This window comes from Thermodesulfobacteriota bacterium (genome assembly GCA_036482575.1).
In the GTDB taxonomy this organism is placed as follows: Bacteria; Desulfobacterota; GWC2-55-46; order GWC2-55-46; family JAUVFY01; genus JAZGJJ01.
The window spans coordinates 1-4,223 of sequence record JAZGJJ010000050.1 but is presented as its reverse complement, the minus strand read 5'-3'; the positions used below and the strand labels follow the sequence as shown (position 1 = coordinate 4,223).

Here is a 4,223-nt window from a genome sequence, read left to right as displayed (position 1 = left end):
CCTTACCTCGATAAAACCCTCCGGGCGTCAAAGTACCGGGGCTTTCACCCCGTCATACGCCCTTAAGTGTCCAGGTGGCAGGCAATCTCAAACAAAGCCTCCGATATTTCCTGCTTGATCTCAGATGAGTTGTAGGCGGTAATGATCGCCAAAACTACGACCACCAAGATCAGGACGTACTCGATAAGAGTCTGCCCTTCCTCGTCTCTTGAAAATAACCTCCCAAAAATCTCCCTTAGTTTCTGCATTGCTTCCTCCTCCTTTCGGATTTGTCCCGGCTTTTTGCCGGCAAATTATACCACATGTGAATTATACTATAATTCCGAGGCATGTCAATACTTTTCCTGCGTATGATTAGAATGGTTAATAAGGGTTGAACGGGTGGGGTTTTCTCCGGCAGGCCGAGGCCGTAGAGAGGGTACCGCCCGTGATGGCGGCATGCTTTTGGCGTGCCTTATGGACGCCGGTGGGAGGGGGGAAAAGGGAAGGGAGAAAAGGCTCCCCGCCCCTCTCCCCCGTACTTTATTCCCCGTTGATTTACTCTCTCTGTTACTTTACTCCCCCATTATTTTAGTCCCCTTTTATCTTTCCCCCATGGTACTCGCGCTCTCCGCGAGCCGGACGAGGTTCAGGAACTCGCTCCTGTAGCCGAAGGTGTCGGGGCCCCGGGCGGGTGTGGCGAGCGCGAGTACGTCGCCGTAGCCGAACTCCCCGGTATAGCGCCCCCCCTTCAGTATCTGGGCGAAGGCGGCCACCGAGGCCGCGAACCGCGCCTCTGCAGGCGCTTTTTCGAGGCTGCCGTACTCCACCCCCGCGTCCCCGGCCTTGACGGGCGTGGTCATAAGCCGGCTCTTATCCTCGTCCGGGAGCTTGTAGCGTACCTTCAAAAAGGCATATTCCCCCCCTTCGCTCCCTTCCGGTAAGGTCGGGGCCTTCCCGTACCTCAAGGGCTCGACCAGCCGGGCGGGGCTCCCGGTAGGGGTTATCTCGTATATGGCGGTCACGCTGTGTCCGGCGCCCACCTCTCCGGCGTCCACTTTGTCGTTACGGAAGTCCTCGCGCCGGAGCATGCGGCTCTCGTAGCCTATGAGCCGGTATTCGGCCACCAGAGCGGGGTTGAACTCGACCTGTATCTTTACGTCCTTCGCGATAGTGAAGAGGGTGGAGCCGGCTTCGTCCACAAGGACTTTCCTGGCTTCACTCAAAGTGTCGATGTAGGCGGCGTTGCCGTTGCCGTTCTGCGCGAGCTTTTGCATGAGCGTATCGTTATAGTTGCCCTGTCCGAAGCCGAGGACCGAGAGGTAGACCCCGGTATCCCTTTTCCGCTCGACAAAGCCCTTCAACTCGTCGGCATCGCGGATACCGACGTTAAAGTCCCCGTCGGTGGCGAGAATCACCCGGTTAGTGGCGCCGGGATCGAAACCGGCCTCTGCAAGCGAGTAGGCGAGCCGTATGCCCTCGCCCCCGGCCGTGGAGCCGCCGGCGGTGAGCCTGTCGAGCGCGGCCAGGATTCTCCCCTTATTCCTTACGCTCGTCGGCTCCAGGACCGTGCCTGCCGCCCCGGCGTAGACCGCGATAGCTACGGTGTCCTCCGGGCGAAGTTCTCCGACGAGCATCTTGAGAGAGCTCTTAAGGAGCGGGAGCTTATCCGGGCTCGACATCGACCCGGAGACGTCCAGGAGGAATACCAGGTTGGCCCGCGGCCTTTCCGATTTCTCTATATCGTAGCCCTTTATCCCTATATGGAGGAGTTTTGTCTCCGGGTTCCACGGCGTGGGATAAACGGCCACAGTGGGCTTGAAGGGTTTCTTCCGGTCACGGGGGAGTTCGTAGTCGTAGTCGAAGTAGTTTATGAGCTCCTCCACCCGGACGGCGTCCTTCTGGGGGAGGTGCCCCCCGCTGAGCGCCCTGCGGACGAAGGCGTAGGAGGCGGTGTCCACGTCTATGGAGAAGGTGGAGACGGGCTCCTCCGCGGCGGTCTTAACCGGGTTATCTTCGAGGCGCTCGAAGCGGTCCCTGCCGGCGTACTCGCGGCGGTCGAGCGCGGGCTCCGTAGCCTCCATTAACATGGCCGGGGCGCCGGAAAATCCGCCCACGGCCCTTTTGGCCACTGGCTTCGCGCTTAAGAGCTTCTCCCGACCTGCCACGGCCCTCTCCAATGGAGGAGAGGGCGCGGCGGGGGCGGCGGGGGCGGCCATATCGGACGCGTCCCACTCTTCCTTATCGGCCCTGGCCACGTTGGAATCGACCCTGTTGGATGCCATAATGGCAGACGATTCCTTTTTTAGCTCGGGCCTGGACCTTGTTTTGGCCGGGGCCTTTGCCCCCATCTCTGTGGAGACGGTTATCTCGTCCGTGAACTCACGGCCCTTCAGCTCCTTTGTCGCGGGGACGGTAGCTACCTCTTCTTCCATTACCGCTGTTTTTACGGGGCTAAGCTCGTAGTTAGCACCGGGCATGACCACGTAGGCCACTGCCAGGGCTATTATGGCCACCCCTATCGTCGCAAATGCCGGTCTCATCATAACGGGTCCTCCTGTAAAGAGTTTTTTTCTTTCCTTTCTACCCGTTAGACGCTCCGGCCCGGCCGAACCTTTGATTTCTCCGGCGATTTTTTCCTTAGCCTCCTCCCCCGCGCGTTCGTACTCCTCCATGGCGGCACGCATGGCCCCTTGCTTCCTCTCCTCGTCGGGGAGCGGTATATGAAGGTCTTTTAGTTTCTTTTCGAGCTCTTTTTTATCCATCATCGCACCTCATCATTTAAGGAGCCCTGTCAGTTTTCTCCGTGCCTGGAAGACCCTCCACGATACCGTCGTCTCGGCGCAGCCGAGTATTACGCCCGCTTCCCTGTGGCTCAAGCCCTCGGCCAGCACAAGGAGTACGGCCTCTTTTTGCTTTATTGGGAGTTTCTCAATGGCCCCGTATATATCTTCCGAGCTTACGGGGTTATTGTCCGGCCCGCCTGCCGCCGCCTTCTCCGCACTCTCTTCCTCTATATAGGCGGCCTCCCGGCTCTTTTTGGCGGCATTACTCCTGTGGAAGTCCTTTGCGGTGTTGACGGTTATCCGGTAGAGCCATGTGGTAAAGGAAGAGCCCCCTCTGAAGCCGCGTATGGCGCGGGCGAGCTTCACGAAGACCTCCTGGGCTATGTCCTCGGCGTCGGCCCGGATGCCGCACCATTTATAGGCCGTCCTGTAGACGAGCGTATAGTGGCGGTTCGCCAGACACTCGAATGCGCCGTCGTCGCCGCCTGCCGCGCGCTCGGCAAGTTCTATGTCGCCAGGAACTTCCATCGCTCTTACCCTTTAGACGCCTCCCGAGGGGATATCCTTTGGAATTTTTTTAAATTTTTCCGTCATTGTTTTTTTCCGCCATTCAGCCGGATTTTAGCACAATGCGGGGGAAAAGGGGTTGTGGGAACGGGCCCTGGGGGTTAGGGCCGGGCGGCCGTTTATTTTCCACTTCCTTTGTGCTATAATTTTTTTTTAGACGGCCATGAGTCGAGCCCGAGAGCAGAGACGAGACCCAAGACGAGAGCAGGTCGGTTGACAACCAAGACCTTATAGCATGATATATACATGTCCCAAATGCGGTCATGTTATCGGCGTATCTGAGAGCGACGCCCGTAGTGCCCCCGGAAAAGACGGCGAGGACAGGTTCTGGACGTGTCCGGTCTGCACGGCGAGGATCGATGCCGATGGCCACCTCCTTACCGACGCCCCTCATGACGGCCCCCCTGACGATTCCGATGACAGCGTGCAGCACGGCGGTGACGTCGAAGAGACCGGCCTGGAGCCAGAATCCCCGGAAGCCCTGCCTTCCCCCGAGCCTCCCTCCGAGCCCCCCCCTAAGCCCGATATCGCCCCGGACAGCGTCCCCCACGCCCCGGTTAAGGAAGACGCAGCCGGGGGGATAGAATGTCCGGGCTGCGGAGCTCTTAATGACGCGTCCGTGGCCAGGTGTGCCTGCGGATATGGTCCGGAGTTGCAAGTGGTTCTGCCCGGAAACGGTCCGGCGCTTGAGGAGGTGCACCCCGAAACCGAGTTTGTCTCCCCCGAAGTCTCAGGTGACGCTCCCGTGCCGGAAGAGGCGGCCGGGACAAACGAGTGCCCGAGGTGCGGAGCTCTTAATGACGCGTCCGTGACCAGGTGCGCCTGCGGCTACGACTTTGAACTGCGGGCCGCTCTGCCCGGGAGCGCGTCCGTGCTGGAAGATATTTCCCC

General features: G+C 59.6%; 4 protein-coding genes. 1 reads left to right on the top strand and 3 read right to left on the bottom strand.

Going from position 1 to position 4,223, the window contains the following annotated elements; translation table 11 throughout:
* Positions 1-62: 62 nt before the first annotated feature.
* The 3 genes from V3W31_02350 to V3W31_02340 all read right to left on the bottom strand — a co-directional run bounded on the left by V3W31_02350 (position 63) and on the right by V3W31_02340 (position 3,293).
* Positions 63-248, bottom strand: a complete 186-nt coding sequence (locus V3W31_02350; GenBank protein MEE9613778.1) for a hypothetical protein — start codon at positions 246-248, stop codon at positions 63-65.
* Positions 249-581: 333 nt separating this feature from the next.
* Positions 582-2,747 carry a VWA domain-containing protein gene (locus tag V3W31_02345; protein ID MEE9613777.1) on the bottom strand — a complete coding sequence of 722 codons (2,166 nt, stop codon included), beginning with the start codon at positions 2,745-2,747 and terminating at the stop codon, positions 582-584.
* Between the two features lie 9 nt (positions 2,748-2,756).
* A complete protein-coding gene (locus V3W31_02340; GenBank protein MEE9613776.1) occupies positions 2,757-3,293 on the bottom strand; it encodes an RNA polymerase sigma factor in 537 nt (178 codons plus the stop codon).
* A gap of 274 nt (positions 3,294-3,567) precedes the next feature.
* On the opposite strand from V3W31_02340, the gene V3W31_02335 reads away from it, so the two are divergent.
* Positions 3,568-4,223, top strand: a 656-nt coding sequence (locus V3W31_02335; protein MEE9613775.1) for a hypothetical protein, incomplete at its 3' end; no start/stop codon positions are given.

Excerpts from the sequence above, each read along its gene's own strand:
- V3W31_02340 (MEE9613776.1), bottom strand. The coding sequence starts at position 3,293 with ATGGAAGTTCCTGGCGACATAGAACTTGCCGAGCGCGCGGCAGGCGGC.
- V3W31_02350 (MEE9613778.1), bottom strand. The coding sequence starts at position 248 with ATGCAGAAACTAAGGGAGATTTTTGGGAGGTTATTTTCAAGAGACGAG.
- V3W31_02345 (MEE9613777.1), bottom strand. The coding sequence starts at position 2,747 with ATGATGGATAAAAAAGAGCTCGAAAAGAAACTAAAAGACCTTCATATA.